Annotated in this window: 16 protein-coding genes; 8 read left to right on the plus strand and 8 right to left on the minus strand. The window is 56.7% G+C overall.

What is annotated here, in order from left to right; all coding sequences use genetic code 11:
* Positions 1-23: 23 nt before the first annotated feature.
* Complete coding sequence (locus tag IM271_RS01115; RefSeq protein WP_192971134.1) at positions 24-1,085, minus strand: YncE family protein; 1,062 nt, start codon at positions 1,083-1,085, stop codon at positions 24-26.
* Positions 1,086-1,328: 243 nt separating this feature from the next.
* On the opposite strand from IM271_RS01115, the gene pqqU reads away from it, so the two are divergent.
* Positions 1,329-3,443, plus strand: coding sequence for a TonB-dependent receptor PqqU (gene pqqU / locus IM271_RS01120; protein ID WP_193052026.1), 2,115 nt, complete (start codon positions 1,329-1,331; stop codon positions 3,441-3,443).
* Positions 3,444-3,562: 119 nt separating this feature from the next.
* On the opposite strand, the gene IM271_RS01125 is transcribed toward pqqU, so the two are convergent.
* From IM271_RS01125 to IM271_RS01135, 3 genes are all read right to left on the minus strand, one after another.
* Positions 3,563-4,231 carry a GntR family transcriptional regulator gene (locus tag IM271_RS01125; protein ID WP_028013290.1) on the minus strand — a complete coding sequence of 223 codons (669 nt, stop codon included), beginning with the start codon at positions 4,229-4,231 and terminating at the stop codon, positions 3,563-3,565.
* 255 nt (positions 4,232-4,486) lie between these two features.
* Complete coding sequence (locus IM271_RS01130) at positions 4,487-5,527, minus strand: NADP-dependent oxidoreductase (RefSeq protein WP_193052027.1); 1,041 nt, start codon at positions 5,525-5,527, stop codon at positions 4,487-4,489.
* Positions 5,528-5,592: 65 nt separating this feature from the next.
* On the minus strand, positions 5,593-6,168 hold the full coding sequence (locus IM271_RS01135; protein ID WP_193052028.1) for an XRE family transcriptional regulator: 576 nt from the start codon (positions 6,166-6,168) through the stop codon (positions 5,593-5,595).
* A 135-nt stretch (positions 6,169-6,303) separates the two neighbouring features.
* Here IM271_RS01135 and IM271_RS01140 point away from each other — a divergent pair, with 135 nt between their 5' ends.
* Positions 6,304-6,822 carry a GNAT family N-acetyltransferase gene (locus tag IM271_RS01140; protein WP_193052029.1) on the plus strand — a complete coding sequence of 173 codons (519 nt, stop codon included), beginning with the start codon at positions 6,304-6,306 and terminating at the stop codon, positions 6,820-6,822.
* Entirely contained in the window at positions 6,819-7,268 is a 450-nt protein-coding gene (locus tag IM271_RS01145) for a DMT family transporter (protein ID WP_028013294.1), read from the plus strand. The genes IM271_RS01140 and IM271_RS01145 overlap by 4 nt, the downstream gene beginning before the upstream one ends.
* Here the strand turns inward: IM271_RS01145 and IM271_RS01150 are convergent, their stop codons facing one another.
* Both IM271_RS01150 and IM271_RS01155 read right to left on the minus strand, forming a co-directional pair.
* Entirely contained in the window at positions 7,269-7,502 is a 234-nt protein-coding gene (locus IM271_RS01150) for a YdcY family protein (RefSeq protein ID WP_028013295.1), read from the minus strand.
* 55 nt (positions 7,503-7,557) lie between these two features.
* Complete coding sequence (locus IM271_RS01155) at positions 7,558-9,156, minus strand: ABC transporter substrate-binding protein (RefSeq protein WP_028013296.1); 1,599 nt, start codon at positions 9,154-9,156, stop codon at positions 7,558-7,560.
* Between the two features lie 283 nt (positions 9,157-9,439).
* Between IM271_RS01155 and IM271_RS01160 the strand changes: the two genes are divergently transcribed.
* Genes IM271_RS01160 through IM271_RS01170 form a run of 3 tightly spaced genes read left to right on the plus strand, consistent with a single transcriptional unit; the run spans position 9,440 to position 15,937 of the window.
* Positions 9,440-10,780 carry an SrfA family protein gene (locus IM271_RS01160; RefSeq protein ID WP_193052030.1) on the plus strand — a complete coding sequence of 447 codons (1,341 nt, stop codon included), beginning with the start codon at positions 9,440-9,442 and terminating at the stop codon, positions 10,778-10,780.
* 4 nt (positions 10,781-10,784) lie between these two features.
* Positions 10,785-13,766, plus strand: a complete 2,982-nt coding sequence (locus tag IM271_RS01165) for a virulence factor SrfB (protein ID WP_193052031.1) — start codon at positions 10,785-10,787, stop codon at positions 13,764-13,766.
* Positions 13,763-15,937, plus strand: a complete 2,175-nt coding sequence (locus IM271_RS01170; protein ID WP_193052032.1) for a virulence factor SrfC family protein — start codon at positions 13,763-13,765, stop codon at positions 15,935-15,937. Before IM271_RS01165 ends, IM271_RS01170 begins: the two co-directional genes overlap by 4 nt.
* 56 nt (positions 15,938-15,993) lie before the next feature.
* Here IM271_RS01170 and IM271_RS01175 read toward each other — a convergent pair whose 3' ends face one another.
* Together IM271_RS01175 and IM271_RS01180 are read right to left on the minus strand one after the other, a co-directional pair.
* Positions 15,994-16,749, minus strand: a complete 756-nt coding sequence (locus tag IM271_RS01175) for an alpha/beta fold hydrolase (RefSeq protein ID WP_047365021.1) — start codon at positions 16,747-16,749, stop codon at positions 15,994-15,996.
* Between the two features lie 86 nt (positions 16,750-16,835).
* Positions 16,836-17,009 carry a GhoT/OrtT family toxin gene (locus tag IM271_RS01180; protein ID WP_014883956.1) on the minus strand — a complete coding sequence of 58 codons (174 nt, stop codon included), beginning with the start codon at positions 17,007-17,009 and terminating at the stop codon, positions 16,836-16,838.
* A 244-nt stretch (positions 17,010-17,253) separates the two neighbouring features.
* Between IM271_RS01180 and IM271_RS01185 the strand changes: the two genes are divergently transcribed.
* Entirely contained in the window at positions 17,254-17,580 is a 327-nt protein-coding gene (locus IM271_RS01185; RefSeq protein WP_193052038.1) for a DUF1971 domain-containing protein, read from the plus strand.
* A 27-nt stretch (positions 17,581-17,607) separates the two neighbouring features.
* Positions 17,608-17,961, plus strand: coding sequence for a DUF1971 domain-containing protein (locus tag IM271_RS01190; RefSeq protein WP_028013302.1), 354 nt, complete (start codon positions 17,608-17,610; stop codon positions 17,959-17,961).
* The last annotated feature ends 4 nt before the right edge of the window (positions 17,962-17,965 follow it).

Raw genomic sequence — 17,965 nt, forward strand, 5'->3', positions numbered from 1 at the left:
CATATGCCTTCCCTTTTTTTATATTACAGCGCGATACGAATCACATCGTCAGGCTGGGTCGCTTCCTGTTGGCGGGTAGATTTCTGCTTCACCGTCACGTAAAGCGTTTTGCCATCCGCAGAGAGCGCCAGGCTGTTCGGGTAGACCGGCGTATCGAACGTTTTCGTCACTTTGTAGGTCTTCGCGTCAATCACGCTCACCTTGCCGGCCTCACGGTGCGTCACGTAGGCTTCATTGCGAGCCGGATTAAACAGAACGGCCAGGGATTCAGGCGCGGCGATTTTCTCGATCACGCTGCCGTCTTTCAGGCTCACCGCCAGCACTTCCGGCTGTTTTGAATCGGTCAGGAACGCGCGCTGACCGGCGGTGTCCAGGCTCAGGTTCAGATAGAAGTGCTCTTTTCCGTCGTCCTGCACTTTTTTGCGGCTCAGGATTTTGTTGGTGGCGGTATCAATGGTGACCAGCTCACCGTCTGCATTGGTGGTGTACAGGCGTTTCGCCTTTGCATCCAGCGCCAGACCGGTACTGTATGTGCCGGTGTTGGCAATGGTCTCTTTCAGCTTCAGCTTTGCGCCATCCACGACCCAAATCACGCTCTCTTTGCCGACTCCGGTGATGTAAATCGTGTTGCTCGCGTCATCCGCCACCAGCTGGCGCGGCTGCAGCGGCTTGACGGTTTCACTGCGCTGGCGGCTATCAAGCACCAGTCGCCCTTTCACGTCGCCCGTTTTCGCATCAATGGCCGTCACTGCGCCGTTGATCGTATTACCCAGCCACAGGGTTTGCGTCGCGCCGTCGAGGGTGGCGCCAAACGGTTTGAGATCGCTATGAATGGCCTGCGTCACCTCAAGCGTAGCAGGATCGAGGCGATAGATAACGCCACCCTTGTCGAGTTTACGGCTTTGCGACGTCGCAACCCACAGGGCGTTCTCCTGCTGGCTGACCGCCATTTCATAGGCACCTTTACCCACCGCTTTACGCAGCATCTCTTCGGCGGCATGCGCCTGGAAGGTTCCGGCAAACAGTAAAGCGGCAGACAGCAGAGACGTACTCAGGCGTGGCGAGCTCAGATGGCGTAAAGACATAACAATTCCTTTTTTGAAAATTGGGGGTACTGCTGACATCGCTTCCGGCTGGCAACGTCATGGCATTGCCGTTTTGATAATGAGAATAGTAATCATTAATAAGTTAAAAGTAGAGTTTTTCTTTTCCCTATTGCCTTTCATTAACGCAATGTGCGGTTATAGTTTTCAAAACATTTACAAAACCTTTAACATGTATGGACATGTTCCATTTGGTTCGTTTATACATCACAACCGGTTTTACTCATGAAAATCATATCTGCCCGTAAGGCATCTCTCCCGCTGCTGCTGGTTCCCGTTGTTTTTGCGCCTCTAAGCGCGATGAGCGCAGAGGAACAGACCATGATCGTCAGCGCCACGCCGCAAACCGTATCAGAGCTTGATACTCCGGCGGCGGTCAGCGTCGTGAATGGCGAGGATATGCGCCACGCCGCGCCGCGCATTAATCTCTCCGAATCGCTTGGCAGCGTTCCGGGACTACAGATTCAGAACCGTCAGAACTATGCTCAGGATCTCCAGCTTTCGATGCGCGGGTTTGGTGCCCGCTCAACGTTTGGCGTGCGCGGCATTCGCATGTACGTCGACGGTATTCCAGCCACCATGCCGGACGGACAGGGCCAGACCTCCAACATCGATCTCTCCAGCATTGACAGCGTTGAGGTGCTGCGCGGTCCCTTCTCCGCCCTGTATGGCAACGCCTCTGGCGGCGTGATTAACATCAATACGCAAACCGGGCAGCAGCCGCCGACCATCGAGGCAAGCAGCTATTACGGCAGTTACGGGACATGGCGCTACGGCATGAAAGCCACCGGCGCAATGGGCGATGGCACCCATGCCGGGGACGTGGATTACACCGTATCCACCACCCGCTTCACCACTAAAGGCTACCGCGACCACAGCGGCGCGCGGAAGAATCTCGCTAATGCCAAACTGGGCGTACGCATTGACGATGCCAGCAAGTTAACGCTGATTTTTAACAGCGTGGACATGAAAGCAAACGATCCGGGCGGGCTGAGCTATCAGGAGTGGCAGGATAACCCGCGTCAGTCCCCGCGCGGCGATCAGTACAACACGCGCAAGACCATCAAGCAGACTCAGGCGGGGCTGCGCTACGACCGCCAGCTTAGCGCTCAGGACGATCTCAGCGTGATGATGTACGCCGGCGAGCGTGAAATGACCCAGTACCAGTCGATTCCCTACCAGCCGCAGCTGAGGCCTTCTCACTCCGGCGGCGTGATCGATATGCAGCGTCATTATCAGGGGGTTGATACCCGCTGGACACACCGCGGCGAGCTGCTGGTGCCGGTCACCTTCACCACCGGTCTGAACTATGAAAATATGAGTGAAGATCGTCGCGGGTACGAGAACTTCGTGATGAACAACGGCGTGCCGGATTACGGCGTGAAGGGTGATAAACGCCGGAACGAACGTAACCTGATGTGGAACGTCGACCCTTACCTGCAGACCAGCTGGCAGCTGACGCAGAAACTGTCCGTGGATGCGGGCGTGCGTTATAGCTCGGTCTGGTTTGATTCTAACGACCATTACGTTACGCCGGGCAACGGCGACGACAGCGGTGACGCGAGCTATCACAAGTGGCTCCCGGCGGGCTCCGTGAAGTATGCGGTGACGGACGCGTGGAACCTCTACGCTGCCGCAGGGCGTGGGTTCGAAACGCCAACCATCAACGAGCTTTCGTATCGCGCCGATAACCAGGGCGGCCTGAATATCGGCCTGCAGCCTTCCACGAACAACACGTATGAGGTGGGCAGCAAAACCCGCATTGGCAATGGCCTGCTGACGGCAGCGCTGTTCCGCACCGATACGGATGACGAGATCGTGGTGGATGCCAGCTCTGGTGGCCGCACAAGCTATAAAAATGCCGGAAAGACCCGCCGTCAGGGAGTCGAAGTGTCTCTCGATCAGCAGTTTGCTGAGAACTGGAAGCTGAAAATGGCGTGGACCTACCTTGATGCCATCTACCGGACCAACGTCTGCGGCGACGCGGACTGTAACGGTAACCGTATGCCGGGCATTGCCCGCAATATGGGCTATGCGTCGTTTGGCTGGCAGCCTGAAGAAGGCTGGTACGCGGGCTCGGACGTGCGCTACATGAGCGATATCATGGCCGACGACGAGAACACGGCGAAAGCGCCATCGTACACGGTGGTCGGGCTGAATACCGGGTATAAATTCAACTACGGCAACTGGGGGATGGACGTCTTTGGCCGCGTAGATAACCTGTTCGACAAAGAGTACGTTGGCTCGGTTATTGTCAACGAATCCAACGGGCGTTATTACGAGCCAGCGCCTGGCCGTAACTACGGTGTGGGTCTGTCGGTGTCTTATCGATTCGAGTAACAAATAAGTAAAGTTTATTTTATACCGAAAATAACGATCCTGATGGCAAAATGCCATCAGGAGTTATTCACCAGATAAATAAATAGACGCGGTATATAGTCGCTCTGTTAAATTATCTCTCAGTTAAAATATTGTCGCTGTAAAAGCGTATTCGCTTCATCAATCGATTTTTCAATCGCCTTCTGGCTGGCGTCGACATCCCGGCGTTCCAGGGCTGAAAGCAGTTCGTCATAGTGATACGTCGCTTCCTTAATGTCATTAAGCTCCTGGTGCAGATAGTTAATGCAAGGCCCGATGCGCACCCATAGCTGTTCAATTAATGCATTCAGCGTGGGCATTTCCGCGTACTGATAAAGCGTAAAGCGGAAGATGCGATTTGCCTGCAATGCCTGCTGAACGTTCCCGTTGCGCATGGCCTCATGAAACGCTTCCGACAATTTGCGCAACGTCTCGATCTTTTGGTCAGACATATTCTGACAGGCTGCGGCAACCGCCATGGGTTCAAGCTGCTTGCGAATAGCGTTGATTTCGTTATAACGGTCCAGCGTCACCTCCGGCACCAGAAATGCCTGTGCCGGCGTGGCATGTAATGCCCCTGCAGACACCAGACGCAGCAGCGCCTCGCGCACTGGGGTAATGCTGGTTCCTAATTTATCGGCGATCTCTTTCGTAATCAGTCGTGCACCCGGTTTAAGGGAGCCTGTAATTAACGCTCCTTTCAAACTGAGTTCAACTTGCATGGTAAGACTGATCCTTTGGGCTTTTTCTAAGTGATCCAAATCAAGCATGTTCAATTCCTGTAGCTAAAACTTAATGCTATTTTTAAACGCCAGTTTTAATAAAACGACGCTGGTCCGATATATCCTGTATCGTCATGCCTGGTGGTGGGAAGTACGTAAAACAGCAAAAAATGCAAAATGTGTTTTTTTTATCGGTTTCGGGCTCATCCGGGATGATGGCGCGAAAAGCCATGTCCGTTAATTAAAGACAATATATCGTATCTTCACAAATAAATATGGCGGGAAACCCCGCCATAGTGCCTTTTATTTATTGTCACCCGCGACGCGAATCACGACTTTACCGAAGTTTTTTCCTTCCAGCAGGCCAATCAGCGCTTCAGGCGCGTTTTCCAGCCCGTCCGTCACCTGTTCACGATAGCGAATTTTGCCCTCCTGCACCCAGCGCCCCATCTCTTCCTGAAACTCATGAATGCGGTGGCCGTAGTCCTGGGCAATGATAAAGCCCTGCATCCGGATGCGTTTCTTCAGAATGGTCCCCATCAGAAGCGGCAAACGGTCTGGCCCGTCAGGCAGCCCCGTTGCATTGTAGCCGCTCACCAGGCCACACACCGGCACGCGCGCGGAGGTATTCAGCAGCGGCAGCACGGCGTCAAACACTTTCCCGCCGACGTTTTCATAGTAGACATCAATGCCATTCGGGCAGGCGCGTTTCAGCTGCTCAGCGAAATCCGCCGCGTGGTGATCGAGACACACGTCAAATCCAAGAACCTCAAGGGCGTGGCGGCATTTTTCTGCCCCACCGGCTACCCCGACCACGCGGCAGCCTTTAATTTTACCGATCTGCCCGACGGTCGCCCCAACCGGGCCCGTCGCGGCGGCGACCACCAGCGTTTCACCCGCTTGCGGTTGTCCGATATCCAGCAATCCCATATAGGCGGTAAAGCCCGGCATCCCAAGAATGCCCAGCGCCCAGGAGGGATGGGTGGGATTATCGCCCAGCTTGACCAGGCCGCTGCCGTCCGAAAGCGCGTACTCCTGCCAGCCGCTGTAGCTCAGCACCCATTCACCCGCTTTAAAGTCGGGGTGGTTTGACTGCTCAACGCGGCTAACTGTTCCCCCTACCATCACCGCACCAATCTCAACCGGCGGAGAATAGGATGGCGCATCGCTCATGCGGCCCCGCATGTAAGGGTCCAGCGACAGCCATACGGTGCGAAGCAGCAGTTGCCCCGCCTGAGGTGCAGGAACGGGCTGCTCTTCCAGACGAAAATTCTCCGCCACCGGCGCGCCCTGTGGGCGAGAGGCCAGCACCCAGCGGCGGTTTTGCGAAACAGATTGATTCATCGGATTCTCCTTCTGGTACAAATGTCATTACAGCCTGGCTCACGATCGGCATTATCGCCTTAACATTACGAGGCAGACTGGTTAAGCCGGACCACAAGATAGATGCAGGTTTCGTTCGTTTCGTTGATAAAACGGCAGTCGTTTGGCGGCCCCAGCTCCAGACAGTCTCCGGCCTTCATCTCGTGGCGAGTATCGCCCTCCTGAAATACCAGCTCGCCGGACTGCAGCCAGATCAGCTGCCGCGCGAGCGCGTAGGAGGACGCCGGCATCGGGACGTCGCTCCTCGCGGGTAACTCAATCTGAACGAGGTCGATAGGCAGATCGGTACGGGGAGAAACGTGGCGACGAAGGTAGTGGGTTTGCGGATCGCGCCAGACGGGCTGGTTCGCCAGGCGCAGGAGTTTTCCCTCCTGCATCTCGGCTCTGGCAATCAGGGTCGACATGCTGATCCCAAACGCGCCTGACAGGCGGGCAAGCAAGGTTGCCGTCGGGCTGCTGTCGCCGCGCTCTATCTTGTGGATCATGGCGCGAGATACGCCTGCCCGCTCGGCCAGCTCGCTAAGAGACCAGCCGCGTGATTCACGTTCGAGGCGAATTCTGGCGCTAATACGCTGATTCATTGTGTCTGTTATTGTGTTCATAACGTCATACTAAAGCGTATGAACGCCGTTTCAATGGGGCTCATAATCATTCTCACGTAGCGCTCTGACGATACAGTTGTGTAATATCATATCTATAGCGTAATACTATAGTAAACAACATACAGAGGTTTAATCATGATCGTTCGTCACGCCTGTAAAGAAGACTGCGCTGCGATAGGAGAGATCTATAACCATGCGGTGCTGCATACTGCCGCGATCTGGAACGATAAAACCGTTGATACCGATAACCGAATCGCCTGGTTCGAGGCCCGCACGCTCGCGGGTTACCCGGTTCTTGTAGCTGAGGAAAATGGTGTGGTTACCGGGTACGCCTCTTTCGGCGACTGGCGCGCCTTCGACGGCTTTCGTCACACGGTTGAGCATTCGGTATATATCCATCCGGAGCATCAGGGTAAAGGCATTGGCCGCACGTTAATGAAAGCGCTGATCAACGAGGCCCGCGCCATCGGCAAACACGTGATGGTGGCCGGCATTGAAGCGCAAAATAAGGCCTCGATTCACCTCCACGAAACGCTCGGTTTTGTGACCACGGGGCAGATGCCGCAGGTGGGAACCAAGTTTGGCCGCTGGCTGGACTTAACCTTTATGCAGCTGCAGCTGGACGAGCGCAGCGACCCGGACGCAATCCCATGAATCAGTCGCTGACGCTGGCGTTCCTGGTGGCGGCGGGGATCGGGCTGGTGGTGCAAAACACTTTAATGGTGCGTATCACCCAGTCCTCCTCCACCATTCTTATCGCAATGCTGCTGAACTCCCTGGTCGGCATTGTGCTGTTTGTCAGCATTCTGCTGCTGAAGCAGGGCTTCGCCGGGTTCAGCGAGCTGGCCGCAACGGTGCGCTGGTGGACGCTGATCCCGGGGCTGCTGGGGTCGTTTTTTGTGTTTGCCAGCATCAGCGGCTACCAGAACGTGGGCGCGGCAACGACCATCGCGGTGCTGGTCGCAAGCCAGCTGATTGGCGGGCTGGTCCTTGACGTGCTGAGAAGCCATGGCATTCCCCTGCGCGCGCTGATCGGCCCGGTATGCGGCGCGGTGATGCTGGTCGTCGGGGCCTGGCTGGTAGCGCGACGCCAGTTTTGATTACAGTATAGTGCCGCCCTTGGTCAGCTGTTCCTGGCGCGCGTCCATCTCCTCTTTGTGCTGCTTACCGTGGTGCGAAATCGCGGTACGCAGACGCTGCTGTTGGGCGTAACGGTCTTCACGGCTGAGATCGGCATCCTCGCTCAATGCAATCAGCAGTTCGTTCATATGGGCGATGACGCTCTCTTCGATGGCGGCATCCACGCGGGCGGTAACTTCGTTTAAATGTGACATTGTCACTCCTCGTTTTTGCCGGGTGGCGGCTTATGCCTTACCCGGCAATAAATGCTTAGTTCAGCTTCGCTTTAGAGAAATCGCTGCCCATCAGGCTCACGCTGTATCCGGTCACGTTGCTGCGGGTTGCAAAGAACGTTTTGCCGTTTGCCAGCGCGATCCACGGTGCCTGCTGGTAGAAAATCTCCTGCGCCTGGCCGTACAGTTTCGCACGCTCGGCCGGATCGCTGGTCAGCTTCGCTTTTTGCACCAGGGCATCATAACCCTTATCGCACCAGCGCGCGGCGTTTGACCCGGTTTTAATGCTGTTGCAGCCCAGCAGCACATCGGCGAAGTTGTCCGGGTCGCCGTTATCGGACATCCAGCCGAACAGCGCGGAGTCGTGCTCGCCTTTACGCATGCCGGAGAGGTATTCGCCCCACTCATAGGAGACAATTTTGGCCTTCACGCCGACTTTCGCCCAGTCGCTCTGGATCATCTCCGCGATACGACGCGAGTTAGGGTTATACGGACGCTGAACCGGCATTGACCACAGCGTGACTTCCGCGCCCTTCTCCAGCCCGGCCTGCTTCAGCAGCGCTTTTGCTTTATCAGGATCGTAGCTGTAGTCCTGCAGATCTTTATTAAAGCCCAGCATATTTGGCGGGATCGGCGATTTTGCCACCGTACCGGAGCCCATAAAGACCGCATTAACGATAGCCTTCTTGTCGGTCGCGTAGTTTAGCGCCTGACGCACCAGCACGTTATCGAACGGCTTTTTCTCGGTATTAAACGCCAGATAGCCAACATTCAGCGCATCGACAGAGTGCAGCGTCAGGTCTTTGTTCTTTTTAATCACGTCAAACTGAACCGGAGACGGCGCAGGAATAATCTGACACTCGTTGGTCTGCAATTTCGCCAGGCGGGTTTCCACGTTTGGCGTGATGGAGAAGATAAGATGTTTGGTCGGCACCTCGCCATCCCAGTAGTTCGGATTAGCGACGTAGCGGATCAGCGAGTCCACCTTGTACTGCTGGAGCACATAGGGCCCGGTACCGATCGGCCAGGTATCTACGTTCTCAGGCGTGCCTTTTTTCAGCATCACATCGGCGTATTCGGCGGAGAGGATCGATGCGAAATCCATTCCCCAGTCGGCCAGGAACGCGGCGTTGGGTTCACTCAGGGTGAACTGGACGTGATAATCGTCGACCTTTTTAACGTCCTGAATCAGCTTATCGAGCCCGACATCGTTGAAGTATTCGTAGTTGCCCTGGGACACATTATGGTACGGGTGTTTAGGGTCTTTCTGACGCATCACCGAGAAAATAACGTCATCGGCGTTAAAGTCGCGCGTCGGCTTGAAGTATTTGTTGCTGTTGAACTTCACCCCTTTGCGCAGGGTAAAGGTATAGGTCTTGCCGTCCGGTGAAATCGTCCAGGATTCCGCCAGTGACGGGACCGGGGTATTTTTCACCGGGTCGAAATTGATCAGGCGGTTGTACAGAACCTGAGAGCTGGCCACGAACGACGGGCCGGAGCTGGCGATTTGCGGGTTGAACGACTCTGGCGATGCCTCGGAGCAGTAAATAAGGGTGTCGTTGTTTGCCGCCCATGCGGCACCGGCTGGTAAAAGAGCGCTCAGCGCAAGGGCGAGAAGCGTTTTCCCTGTAGACATAGTTATAACCCTGACAGTTTTATTATATAGGTCAGTAATAACAGCACAGCCCTTATCACCTGGCAAATAACGAAACACTATCAGCTTATTCTAAAGCCGCGTTTTTTGCCGGTTTTGCCGCCAGTGCAAAAAAAGGTGATTTGCCTTAAGTGACGTTATTCGTCAAGCACAACCGTCACGATCTATGCCGCAAGAAATCGGCGCTTTTAGCGTCTCTTCCTCCGTTTGTTTGCTTCCTCGTTTCGTTAAAGTAACGGTGTGAAGAAGTATATGGGATCAAATCGTGGCAAAAACTCTTTTACGCAGCGGTAATCTGGATGATTTTCAGGCCGTTGGCGGCGGCGGACAGGCCGTTTTTGAATCAGCGTTACAAATCCGGGAAGCGCTTCGATTGCGCAAACAGCAGGCCATAGTGGACAGTCTGGCTATTCCTCAGGTCAACGACAGCGGCGACCGCGTGGACTGGTATTCCCCCGTTGAGGGAAGCGTCACCAGCTGGAAGGCGGCCAGTGAAGACGACCGCTATCGTGCCCTGCGCTATCTGGAAAACACGCTTGCCAGCGTTGAGTCGTTAAGCAAGAAATGCCTCCAGTCGCCCAAAACCGCGCAGCAGCTTTTCGGCTCGCTGCTGTCGAAAGCGTTTCAGTTTCCCGGCGAGAATTTTGTTTTCCTGGTCGCAGGAAAGCCGATTATTTGCTTCTGGGGTTTTGTAAACCTGAACGAAAATGCGCGCGACGATGTCCTCGACTGCCTGCGTGAAGCGTTGATCCCCGAGCCTGCCCCCGTTGTGATTGATGAGCCCGAGCCAGAACCCGCGCCCGAACCGGCCATCACCTTTGAAAAAGCAGACGAGCCGCTGATTGCGCCCGTCACCGCCGTGCGTATTACGCCGGAAGAACTGTATGAGCCGGAGCCCGCGCCGGTTGTTGCGCAACCCGCTCAGGAACCTGCGCCTGTTGCCGTCACGAAAAAACGTCGCATTCCCCTGTGGACCCTGCCGGTTGCCGCCGTGATTGTGGCAGCCGTTGCCGCGCCGCTGCTGTGGCCAAAACAGGCCCCTTCGGCAGAGCCCGCTCCGGCACCGGCTCCTGAGCCCGTGGCTATTGCACCGCAGCCGATCAAAGCGGTAGAGCCGCTGGCTATGAATCTCCCCCTGCATCAGGCTGAGGTCGTCGCCAGTAAAGAAAAAGAACCCGCTCCTTCGCCTGAAGCCGCACCGGTGGTAATTGTTCCGATCCCGAAAGATGCCATGGTGATGGAAGCCGGTCAGGTGAAAGCCGGGTCGACGCGCTTCCTGAACGGTACCTGGCGCGCGGTTCTCGACGTGAAAGATCCGGTCACCGGCAAGCCGCCCTCAATGCGCTATCAAATCCAGAACAATAAAGGTTTCGCCCGCGTCGTGCACGGCGACAACATTGTCTGCCGCGCGGAGATTTTCTCCGGGCTGCACAGCAATGGCGAGCTGATGATTAAAAGTCGCGGCAATGCCCGCTGCACCGACGGTTCCCGCTACCCGATGCCGGAAGTCGCCTGTAAAGCCGGGGCCAGCGATATCGCAGAATGTCGCGCTCGCTATGACGCCAACACCGTCGTCCCACTGACGTTCAAGAAAGCAGGTGCCTGATCCTATGCTGGTAAATCTTTGCGACTATAAACAAAGCGTCACGCTTATTGCCAACAGCGGCGTGCAGTTCCTGGATTTCGGCCTGACGCCGCAGGACACCGCCAGCAACGGGCGCTTCGTACGTAAAACCGCGAACGGCCCCCTTTTGCGACTCGATTTCGACCTGGTGAACGGGCGCTATACCCTGCCGGGGACGAACGGCGGTCAGCCTGAAGTGGTTAAACCGGAAACCACCATTCCGCTGCATCAGTCCCTTGCCGTGCTGGACGGCGTCTGGCTTCCCGTGCCCTTCCTGCGCTTCAACCCGCCGCGGACCTTTGTGGAAGGACCGGATAACTGGGCGCGCGTTCAGGTGCGCAAGCTCGAGAAGCCCGATACGGCAGGCAACTCGCACCGCGTCACCCTCGCGCTCGACAGCCAGATCGCGGAGCATGCCACTTCAGCCCTGTCGCCGGTTGAAAACGATATTCTGAATGGAACCCGCTTTGCGCTGGCGTGGCGCGATAGTGAGGTAGAAAGCTTCCTCGACCAGACCTGGATTGACGGCTGGCTGCGCGAGGCATTTACCCAGTATGCCGACGGCGTTGAAAACCGCTCTGAACGCGACCTGCATCAGGCGATGCGCAGTTTTGAATATCAGGCCCACTGGCTCAATGTACTGACCATGCTCGGTGAACAGCTCACCATTCCGGAAGTGAAATTTGTCACCCACACGCTCAGCACGCCTGCCATTCCGGTCGATCTGATCCTCGACGTGGGCAACACCCACACCTGCGGCGTCATTATTGAAGACCACGGTGATGCAAACGACGGGCTTCGGCAGACCGCCGAGCTGCAGGTTCGTTCGTTAAGCGAGCCCCAGTTCCTGAACGAACCTCTCTTTACCAGCCGTCTTGAATTCTCCGAAGCGCGTTTTGGCAAACAGCACTTCTCGGTGGAAAGCGGTCGCGAAGATGCGTTTGTCTGGCCGTCGATTGTTCGCGTAGGCGATGAAGCCCGCAAGCTGGCGATGCAGCGCCTGGGAACCGAAGGTAACAGCGGCATTTCCAGCCCGCGCCGCTACCTGTGGGATGAAACGCCTGTCGTGCAGGACTGGCGCTTTAGCCAGATGAACGGCAAAACCCAGCGTGAACCGCTCGCCACGGCGTTTCCGCTGATGAACCTGATGAACGATGACGGTGAGCCGCTGTTTACGCTGCCGCAGGACGAGCGGCTGCCGGTCTTTTCGCCGCAGTACAGCCGCAGCACGCTGATGACGCACATGCTGTGCGAGCTGCTGGCGCAGGCGCTGGGCCAGATCAACAGCGTCGCCACCCGCCTGCGCCTGGGCTTCCCGGCCTCGCCGCGCCAGCTGCGCACCCTGATCCTGACCCTGCCCTCGGCCATGCCGAAGCAGGAGCGCGAGATTTTCCGTCGCCGCATGTTTGAAGCCATTGCCATCGTCTGGAAAGCGATGGGCTGGCACCCGCAGGATGAAGATTTTGCCACCCGCAAGCAGCAGGAAAAAAGCGTGGTGCCGGTCCCTGAGATCCAGATGGAGTGGGATGAAGCCAGCTGCGGTCAGCTGGTGTGGCTGTATAACGAAGCGATTTCCCGTTTTGGCGGCCAGACGGAAGCCTTTTTCGCCTCACTCGCCCGCACGGATCGTGAACCTGAGCCAGGCGTGCAGCCGGGCCGCGCATTACGCGTCGCGTCTATCGACATCGGCGGTGGCACCACGGATATGGCAATAACCCACTACCAGCTTGATGACGGCTCCGGTAATAACGTCAAAATCACCCCGCAACTGCTGTTCCGCGAAGGGTTCAAGGTGGCGGGCGACGATACCCTGCTGGACGTGATTCAGCGCTATGTCCTGCCCGCCCTGCAAACGCAGCTGCAGAAATCCGGCATTGCGGACGCCTCACTGCTGATGGCGTCGCTGTTCGGCGACTCCGGGCGTATTGATACCCAGGCGGTACTGCGCCAGCAAACGGCGCTTCAGCTCTTTATGCCGATTGGCCACGCCATTCTTTCCGCGTGGGAAGCCAGCGACATTGACGATCCGCTGGCGGGCCTGCATGCCACCTTTGGCGAGCTCCTTGCGCAGAAACCAACCCGCAACGTGATGAACTATCTTCAGCAGGCAATCGATCATGCCCTGCCGGCGGGCTCAGAGGCGTTCGACCTGTTCGCCGTGCCGCTGCACGTGAACTTCCGCGAAATGCAGGATGCAATGCTGGCCGGTCAGTTTACGCTGACCTCGCCGCTTCACGCGGTGTGTGAAGCGATTTCCCATTACAGCTGCGATATTCTGCTCATCACCGGGCGCCCGGGCTGCCTGCCGGGCGTTCAGGCGCTGATTCGGCATCTGCAGCCGGTGCCGGTCAACCGCATCGTCTGGTTGGATAAATATCAGGTTCACGAGTGGTATCCCTTCAGCCAGCAGGGGCGCATAGGCAATCCGAAATCGACCGCCGCGGTGGGGGCCATGCTCTGCAGCCTGGCGCTCGATCTGCGTCTGCCGCGCTTTAACTTTAAGGCCGCGGACATTGGCGCCTATTCCACCGTGCGCTATCTGGGCGTGCTGGATAACACCGTCAATACCCTGCGCGAGGAAAACGTCTGGTATCAGGATATCGATCTCGATAAACCCGGCGCGAAGCTTGACGCCCGTCTGCACTTCCCGCTGCGCGGTAACGTTACCCTCGGCTTCCGCCAGCTGGCGAACGCGCGCTGGCCCGCCACGCCGCTTTATACGCTCAGCATCAACTCGGCTGAACTGGCAAAAGCGATTGCCGGCGACGGCGTGCTGAACGTGCGGCTTAAGCTCTGCGGCGGCAGCAAATTAGAGGGCTCTGAGTCCTTCGAGCTCAGCGATGCCTGGCTTCAGGACGGCACGCCGGTTGCGCCTGACGCGTTAACCTTCAAACTGAATACCCTGGCCGATCGCCGACACAGCGGTAGCCACTACTGGATCGACAGCGGGAGCGTATACCTGAAATGACAGCGACCACGACCACCACTCAGGCCTTAATCGGGTGGATTAATGAGACGCGCCTGACCGCCCCTGTGCTGGATAACGATGCTGATGCCCTGCTTGCTCGCATCAACGCGGCGCAGGCGCGGGAGCAGGCCATTGAACACGCCCTGACCCGCCGGAGCAGCATTGGGCTTTACGGCCATTCTCAGAGCGCCAAAGCGCACCTGCTGCTGTCGCTGTGCGGCAGCGGTAACGGGCGCCTGAACGTGATGCCGGGCCAGCGCACCTTTGACTATTTTTCGCATATTAACCCAGGGCATGCCCTGACCAACATGGCCGTGCGCTTCACACGAGACACCCCGGAGGTAGCGGATGAGGCGTTTCCGCTGCGTCTGAGCCTGGTCACAGAGGCCGAACTGGTACAGCTGTTTATTGCCCGCACGACGCTGCACCCGCAGATGCGCGCGGTGGATAAGGCGGTCATTGAGACGCGTCTGGAGAAATGGCGCGGCCTTCGCCAGCCGCAGAGCGTGCCCGGCATCACGGCGCAGGATGTGGGTGCGATTTCGCGTTTCTGGCAAAGCACGGTACCCGCCGCGAGACAGCAAATTGATGACGCCCTGTGGCATGAGTTTGCCCAGCTGGTGCCATCGCTCGATCTCAGCACCCGCGCCAGCGTCTGGTCGCTACTGTGGGGCGAGCAACAGGAGTTAACCCAGCAGTGGCTGAAGCTTGCCCACGTGCTGCATCAGACCAGCCATGCGAGCGAGCTGGCTGCGCCGCTGAGCCTGCTGGTGGACAGCTTTGGTCTGCCTGGTGAAGGGTTCCTGACGCACGGTACCTTAACCCAGCAGGAAACTCAGGAGACGCTGCTTCATCCGCTGAACAACGGTGAAATGCTCAACGCCATCAGCATCCCGGTCGACGTGCTTGCCTTCCTTACCCGCGAGCTGGTCTTGCCGGTTGAGAATGGCGCGCTGGATAACGTTGATATCATTGATATTCCGGTCTTTGAATACGGCAGTGCCGATCCTTTAGTACAGGCTAAATGCCAGTGGCTGTTTGAACATTACCGCCAGCAGCTCCAGCCGGATGTGCTGGTTATCTGCAACGCGACAGCGCGGCACGAGCAGACGGCCCAAAAAGCAAAAGTGTTAATTAACTGGATTAAAGAGACCCAGCCTGCCGAGGAGTCTGCCCTGCCGGGGCTGGTGTGGGCGATCACCCCGCATGACGCTCGTTTCACTACCCGACAGAATCTCGATGAAGCCGTACAGCATCTGCTGGGCAAGCCAGGCCTGCGCTGGGGAACTCTGCAGGCGCTGGACAGCCACAGCATGCAGCGCGTCATTGAGTGGTTGTCTCAGGCGACGCTCCCGGCACAGCGGCAGAAGCGTCTCGGCACGCTGAAAAACCTGCTGCGGCAGGAGATCGCGTCGCTGATGCAAAGCTATCTGGCGCCGCTGGTTGAGGAACCGGGTACGCGACGTGCTCAGGCCGAAAACATGGTGCGCACGCTGCAAAGCAGTGCCGCCCGTCACGGCGAGCTGCTTGAGGGCCTGCTGCCGCCGCTGAAAGCCTTTGAAACGCTGCTCGCCGTTCAGCAGCCGCGCGAGGAGCAGGTGAACGGGCTGTTCACGGACACCATCGATCTGTTCGCCGATAACGCCCAGGAAAGCGCAGGACGATTCCAGACAAAAGACAAAGCGCGCCTGGCGCACAGAGTATGGATAAATCATCTGCGCCAGTGGAGCCGCAATGAAGCTACCGCCGCCCGTCTTGGTCTGGAGCCCGCGGTGCTGCAGCAAATCGCGGATGTGCTGGTGGTAACCAGCTACCGGCTTAATCTGCCGCAACAGCTTCAGCGCATTGTCGACGCGGATAAAAGCAGCGCGGCGCAGCTGCATGCGGTGATAGGGAATTTCGTTGGCTGGCTGGGTTACGACCAGACCCCGTCAGCAGAACGCCCCGCAAGCCGCATTCGCAAAGGTCAGGCAATCTTTGTTACGCCCGTCGTCAGCAGTGCCGCACCGCGCCTGACGCGTCTGGGGGAGCAGCCTGTTCATGCGGCCACCGCGTACGTTTACGACTGGCTGGTTGCCCTCTATAGCCGGGCAATCGAAAACATTGATTATCAGCACCCGCATGATGTTCAGCCTGACGCACGTCGGGCACTGCGGGCTTTAATCCTGTAGCGGCCTATCTTGCCGGGTAGCGCTGCGCTTACCCGGCCTGTATTCCGCGACGATAATCACGCCGCCATACACTCCGCTAACGCCTGCGCCAGTGCCGACGGGTTTTCCCACGACATGGAGTGCCCCGCCGCAGGGATGATTTTGACCTCAACGCCCTTCAGCTTCAGATTATCCACATCGTCATCCGGCAGTGAGAGCTCACCAAAAATCAACGTCACCGGGCAAGGCAGCGACAGAAATTGCGCTTCCCAGTCCGGCTCAACACCGGCGACCAGGCTTGATGCGCCGCGCCAGACGGCATAGGGTGCATTGCTTTGCAGGCACCCGGCCCAGGCGGTGGTCTCTTTACGGAGCATGGCATTATAGCCCTGCGCCACAAACTGGTGTTCGGTTTGCGCCGCAATAGCGCGGCTAAACATCCCCCCACCGGCGTGAAAATTGGGCTCCGACACCATCAGTCCCTTCACGCGCGGTGCCAGCAGCCCCGCCGTTTCTATAGCAATGCTGCCGCCCATGCTGTGACCGTATAACCAGAAGGCATCCAGCTGAAGATGGTCAATCAACTCCGCCACGACGCGCGCCTGTTCAGTCGTTTTATAGCTGTAATGTTCAGGCTTATCGCTGTAACCGCTGCCGGGTAAATCGATGAGAATAGCTCTGCGCCCGCCAAACTGAGGGTCTCGGACGACGCGAGGATATTCATAGGAAGAGGCGCAGCCCAATCCGTGGATAAAGACTACGGGATCGCCAGAGCCGGGCAAATCATGCCAGCGCACGGTGCAACCCGCATGCTGCGAGTAAAAACTGTTCATAAGCACTCCTTTTACGATGCACTGTGTATTTATACAGCCATCGTAACTGGAATGCTATGTTCATCTTTCGAACTTGGAAGGATGCTTCAGAAAAGAGAAATCAGCAGCGCAACGGGGAAACTCATCGGCCAGGTCGACCCGACCAGAAACGCGCTAAGCAGGCGGATGCGCTTGCGGTCTTTAGAAAGGAACCAGGTAATTAATGCACAGATGGAAGCCATCACTGCGTAAAAAACCAACATCTTTTGATACAACGTCATTCTGTATACCAGAGCCGAAAAAATAACCGCACGCAATATGCGTCATATGTTGATACAGATCAAGTTTTTTCATTACATAATAACCACTTAAATATTAAGGCTAATAACAACTGAGTATTTTGTATTACAAACAGGGGGAGCCACCCATTATCTTTATTGATAACATGCAATTTAAATGCACTTTTTGATAAATCCTCTCTTCCGCAAAGGCGTCTAATAAATGCAGACATACATGGGAGGCAATATGCTACGCATTCCGCAAAGCTGTATTCATATCCGCTCTACCCCTTTCTGGAATAAAGAAACCGCCCCCGCCGGGATCTTTCAGCGTCATCTCGATACGGGTACCCGTCCGGGCGTTTATCCACGCCTGTCCGTTATGCAGGGTGCCGTCCGCTACCTGGGTTATGCTGATGAACATGCCCCTGAGCCTGACAGCACACTGATTATCAGGGCCGGCCACTTCGGTGTTTTTCCCCCTGAGAAATGGCATCACATCGAGGTGATGAGCGACGACACGCTGTTTAATATTGAATTTTTCGTCGAACCAGAGGTGTTGAAGTCGCTTTAAGCGGCTTTTATTTACGAGGTAACCTTTATGCTACGTATCCCTGAGAATTTTGTTCATACCCGCTCCACGCCATTCTGGAACAAAGACACCGCGCCAAAAGCCCTTTTCACCCACCATAATACGAAAGCCAGCGTATATGGCCGTTTGTCGGTGATGCAGGGTGCGGTGCGCTATTTTGGTTTCCCGAACGCTGACGCGACCGAACCGGATCTGGAACTGGTGATTGAAGCCGGATCGTTTGGCATCTCGCCGCCAGAGAAATGGCACCGCATCGAGCTATTGACCGACGATACCTATTTCAATATCGACTTTTTTGCCGATCCTGACGTTACGCTTCAGGGCGCGGGCATCGGCAAAGTGGTCAATACACATAAGGAGTAACCGC

The sequence above is a fragment of the Enterobacter cloacae complex sp. I3 genome, assembly GCF_014896175.1.
GTDB lineage: Bacteria > Pseudomonadota > Gammaproteobacteria > Enterobacterales > Enterobacteriaceae > Enterobacter > Enterobacter bugandensis.